Here is a 4104-nt window from a genome sequence, read left to right as displayed (position 1 = left end):
GGCCGCCGTGGTGCTGGTCGCCGGTGGCGTGACCATCGGTCGCATCACCGACGGCGCAGGGGGCGACAGCTCGGTGCCCGTCGCGGCCCCGCCGTCGATGCCGGGCAAGGTCACCTCGCTGCTGGCGGCGGAGGACCTCGCGGTGGTCCGCGGCCAGGTCGGCGCGACCGGTACCGCCACCGTCCTGGCGTCCAAGACGGCGGACATGGCGGTCATCTCGATGACCGACCTCCCCGAGCCGGCCACCGGCCGCGCCTACCAGCTGTGGTTGATGGGTGACCATGAACCCATCTCGGCGGGGACCATGGAGTCCGGCCAGGTCGGACCGTCGCCCTCGGCGCAGATCGACGGCATCCGGAACTCCGAGCAGATCGGCATCACCGAGGAGCCCGCGGGTGGATCGCCGGCGCCGACCGGTCAGGTCCTCCTGGCCCTCGATATCGACTGACCCGGCGGTCCGGCTGCGCAGGCGATGCCCGCGCGGGCGGCCTGCCCCTCGAAGGCCTTCGTCAGGCCTGCCACCACGGCCGCAGCGGCACATCCCAGGTCATGGTGTCGCCCAGCCGGACCGCGAGGATCTGGTGCAGCTGGATCTTGTTGTGTTCGAACCCGTACTGGCACGCGCCCATGTAGAGGCCCCACAGTTTGGCCATGGGCTCGCCGACCTCCTCCACGGCGTCGTCCCAGTGCTCGACCAGGTTGGCGCACCAGTCCCGCAGGGTGAACGCGTAGTGCTGGCGCAGGTTCTCCTCGTGCACCACCTCGAAGCCCGCGTTCTCGGCCTCCAGGTGCACGGTCCCCGCGCCGGCGAGCTCACCGTCGGGGAAGATGTACCGGTCGATGAACTGCCCCGCCTTGACCGTGCGCGAGTTGTCCGGCCGGGTGATGCAGTGATTGAGCAGGCGCCCGCCGGGCCGCAGATAATTGTGCAGCCGGGTGAAGTAGTCGTGGTAGTTCTTGCGGCCGATGTGCTCGGTGATGCCGATCGAGCTGACGGCGTCGAAGTCGCGTTCGGGTACGTCCCGGTAGTCCTGCAACCGGACCTCCGCGAGGTCACCCAGTCCGTCGCGCGCGATCGCGGCCTGTCCCCACTCGGCCTGCTCCTTGGCCAGGGTCACGCCGATCACCCGCACGCCCCGCGCGGCGGCGTAGCGGACCATGCCGCCCCAACCGCACCCCACGTCGAGCAGCCGGTCGCCGGCCTGGAGACCCAGCTTGTCGAACACCAGCCGGTACTTGTTCTCCTGCGCCTCCTCGAGGGAGGTGTCGGGGGCGGTGTAGCAGGCGCACGTGTACGTCATGGATTCCCCGAGGATCCACTCGTAGAAGCGGTTCGACACGTCGTAGTGGTAGCTGACGACCTCGGAGTCCCGCTCCTTGGAGTGTCGGCGCATCCCCGACACCACCCGCTTCCACGCGGGCTTGACCTCCATGGGCGGCGTGGGGAGGAATCTGATGTTCTCCGTGCCCACCGCCCGGGCGATCCGGGCGAGGGTCCGGGCATCGGGGGTGCGGGTCATGTGTTTGCGGAAGACCTCGAGCGCCCCGAACACGTCGTGGGGCGCCCCGGGGTGGACACCGTCCATCTCGAGTTCACCCATGAGGTAGGCCCGCGCGAGCCCGAGGTCACCGGGGGCGGTGACGAAGTACTGGAGCGCCTTCTCGCTCTTCAGCCGCAGCACCAGGTCACTGTTCTCCGGTCCGATCGAGGACCCGTCGTAGGCCTCGATCCGCAGGGGCGGTTCACCGGCGGCGAAGGCGCCGATGATCTCGCCGATCGTCATCTTCCCCGGGGCACCAGCGGTCCCCGCACTCGTCGTGGTCACCGTGCACCCACCGCCTTGTCGTAGAGGGTCGCGAACCGGCCCTCGGGATCGAATTCCGTCTTGAGCCTGCCCGCGTGGTCACCGCCGTAGAGCTGGGCGAACTCCTCGCGGGAGTAGAAGACCTCCGAGTACAGCGACTTGTGACCGCCGAGTGCGGAGACCTCCTCCTCGATGCGCCGGTTCCACGCCCCCTCGGCCGTGCCGGGTCCGATCGGCGCGGACGACCAGAAGCCGATGTTGACGTAGGTCGTCTCCGGGGCCAGCGGGTACAGCGGCCAGGGCCGGTCGGAACCGGGGCCGCCGCCCACGCCGGGCGAGGGGCTGGACTCGCGCAGGCGCAGCGGGCAGATCCACAGCGGCTCGATGGGCACCTCGCGCAGGAACCACCCGAGGAAGTCGGCGGTGTGGTCGATGGTGACCTCCACGTCCTGCACCACCCGCTCGCGCGGGCCCTCGCCCTTGAGCGCGCCGATCCTGTTGCCCAGGTCGTATTTGTGGTCCAACCCGATGATCTTCCAGTACGCCGCGCTCCTCAGCAGCTGTTGCGGCCAGAACCTGCGGATGCGCGGGTTCTGCACGCCGAACGCCCGCGAGCACCAGAACCAGTCCGTGTCCCAGCGCCAGAGGTAGTCGCGGATCGTCAGGCGGTCGCGCTCCACCGAGCCGGCGGGACCGCCGTGCTGGATCGAGCGGTAGAAGATCGCCTGCTTGTCGGCCACCCCGGTGTAGTCCGAGACGGGCCCCGGCTCGTCGGTCCGCCGACCCAGGCACAGGTACGACTCGTCGGCCGAGAACACGACCCCGTCGAGGAAGTCGACCTCCTCGTCGTCGTATCGCTCGTCCTCGCTGATCCGCGCCAACGCCGCCTCGAGCGCGGTGAGGGAGTCGAACCGTACGTGTCGCAGTTCCACGAAGCGTCCCACCGGCTCGAGTGCGATCCGCAGCCGCACCGCGTACCCGAGCGAGCCGTAGGAGTTGGGGAAGCCACGGAAGAGCGCGCGTTCGCGCTCGGTGCCGTCGGGGCGGGCGGTGACGATCTCGCCGGTGCCGGTGAGCACGTCCATCTCGAGCACGGACTCGTGCGGTAGGCCCAGGCGGAACGAGGAGGACTCGATGCCCAGCCCGGTGACCGCGCCACCGAGGGTGATGGTCTTGAGCTGCGGCACCACGTACGGCATCAGCCCGTGCGGCAGCGTCGCGTCGACCAGGTCCTCGTAGGTGCACATGCCCTGGACGTCGGCGGTGCGCGCCCCGGGGTCGACGGAGATGACGCGCGTGAGACCGGAGGTGTCGAGACCGGGCGACGACGACGAGGCGCGCGGCCGGAACAGGTTGGACGTCCGCTTGGCCAGCCGAACCGGTTCACCTGCGGGCACGGCCCGGAAGCTCTCGACCAGTCGCCGCACGCCTTCGTCATGTCGGGCGGTACCCACGACGAGTGGGTCGGCGAGGCTGGTGGCAGTTCCCATGCGCCCCACCCTAGTGCGGCTCGGGGACCCCGGCGCATGATCGGGGGATGGGTGCCGGCACCGGGGCGGGCCTCCACCTCGGTGGGCCGAACGCGTAGCCGAGCCGCTCGCGCCAGCTCGCGGCACCGCGGAGGTCCCGCCAGATGGCGACGTACTCGTGCGTCTGGAGCCAGAACGGGTTGTGCGAGGTCACCGGCGTCGTGAGCCCGTAGGTGGGCCGGTGGGTCTCGGGGCGGAAGGTGCCGAACAGGCGGTCCCAGATGATGAGGATCCCGCCGTAGTTGCGGTCCAGGTATTCGGCGTCGCTGCCGTGGTGCACGCGGTGGTGAGAGGGGGTGTTGAACACGAACTCGACCGGTCCGGGCAGCCGACCGATGCGCTCGGTGTGCACGAAGAACTGGTAGACGAGCGAGATCGAGAACCCGGTGAAGACCATCCACGGCGGCACCCCCAACAGCGGTAGAGGCAGCCAGGCGACGATCTCCCCGGAGTTGTTCCACTTCTGGCGCAAGACGGTCGCGAAGTTGTAGTACTCACTCGAATGGTGGGCCTGGTGGGTGGCCCAGACGAGCCGGATCCGGTGCCGAGATCCACTCGATGGCGACGAGCGCGATGAACACCGGAAGTGCCAGCAGAACCGGCTCGTGCAACGGATCCGCGAGGGCCCCCAGCGACTCGGAGTACCCCATCTCGTTCAGATCTCGATTGTGACACCACTCACAGACAATCGGGGCATCAGGCCCGGTCGGGCCGCGCAGGTGCAATACCCTCGCGACAGCACCGGCCCCGAGTGCCTGTGTCGCGCAACC

General features: G+C 69.4%; 4 protein-coding genes and 1 pseudogene. 1 reads left to right on the top strand and 4 read right to left on the bottom strand.

The genetic code is table 11. The annotated features are described in order from the left end of the window. Nucleotides 1-448 (top strand): anti-sigma factor (locus G6023_RS14550; RefSeq protein ID WP_182636178.1); only part of this gene is annotated, 448 nt, incomplete at its 5' end. A gap of 61 nt (nt 449-509) precedes the next feature. On the opposite strand, the gene G6023_RS14545 is transcribed toward G6023_RS14550, so the two are convergent. The 4 genes and pseudogenes from G6023_RS14545 to G6023_RS14530 all read right to left on the bottom strand — a co-directional run bounded on the left by G6023_RS14545 (nt 510) and on the right by G6023_RS14530 (nt 3984). Then, nucleotides 510-1826: a class I SAM-dependent methyltransferase gene (locus tag G6023_RS14545; protein WP_182636175.1), complete on the bottom strand. Its 1317-nt coding sequence runs from the start codon at nt 1824-1826 to the stop codon at nt 510-512. Continuing rightward, nucleotides 1823-3295 carry an FAD-binding oxidoreductase gene (locus G6023_RS14540; RefSeq protein WP_069389926.1) on the bottom strand — a complete coding sequence of 491 codons (1473 nt, stop codon included), beginning with the start codon at nt 3293-3295 and terminating at the stop codon, nt 1823-1825. Before G6023_RS14540 ends, G6023_RS14545 begins: the two co-directional genes overlap by 4 nt. 10 nt (nt 3296-3305) lie before the next feature. Then, a pseudogene (locus G6023_RS14535) lies at nt 3306-3878 on the bottom strand (sterol desaturase family protein); the annotation flags it as partial. Beyond that, the gene (locus tag G6023_RS14530; protein WP_156523633.1) at nt 3829-3984 is read right to left on the bottom strand and encodes a hypothetical protein; all 156 of its coding nucleotides are present in this window, start codon (nt 3982-3984) and stop codon (nt 3829-3831) included. The pseudogene G6023_RS14535 and the gene G6023_RS14530, both read right to left, overlap by 50 nt. Between the last annotated feature and the right edge of the window lie 120 nt (nt 3985-4104).

This window comes from Dietzia sp. DQ11-71 (assembly GCF_014144995.1).
In the GTDB taxonomy this organism is placed as follows: Bacteria; Actinomycetota; Actinomycetes; order Mycobacteriales; family Mycobacteriaceae; genus Dietzia; species Dietzia kunjamensis.
Note: the sequence above shows the minus strand (reverse complement) of the source record. Positions and strands in the feature narration are given on the sequence as shown.